Below are 396 nucleotides of genomic sequence, written 5' to 3'. Positions count from 1 at the left end.
GAGAGACAATAAGTGTCCACACAGATTGATTGATATATTGTAGACAATATCGAGCAGAAAGCCGTTATTCCCTTGGGTCTGTAGCTCAGGTGGTTAGAGCGCACCCCTGATAAGGGTGAGGTCGGTGGTTCAAGTCCACTCAGACCCACCACTCAAACTGAGTGAGTGATGAAGGTGAATAAGGTAATAAATAAACGATGACATGGGGATATAGCTCAGCTGGGAGAGCGCCTGCCTTGCACGCAGGAGGTCAGCGGTTCGATCCCGCTTATCTCCACCACTTATCATCGTTAAGTAAATTGACTGATTTAATGCTTAAAATGCTTTAATGAGTTTATTTAACGATGATAACTGAAAATGTTATTTCTGTTCTTTAACAACCAGGAAACAAGCTGA

At 42.9% G+C, this 396-nt stretch carries 2 tRNA genes; both read left to right on the top strand.

The annotated features are described in order from the left end of the window. Positions 1–74: 74 nt before the first annotated feature. Positions 75–151: transfer RNA gene (locus tag HMPREF3020_RS05645), tRNA-Ile, on the top strand. Positions 152–204: 53 nt separating this feature from the next. Further along, a tRNA-Ala gene (locus tag HMPREF3020_RS05640) sits at positions 205–280 on the top strand. Positions 281–396 lie beyond the last annotated feature (116 nt).

Source organism: Haemophilus sp. HMSC068C11, assembly GCF_001815355.1.
GTDB lineage: Bacteria > Pseudomonadota > Gammaproteobacteria > Enterobacterales > Pasteurellaceae > Haemophilus_D.
This window is presented reverse-complemented; position numbering and strand designations above follow the sequence as displayed.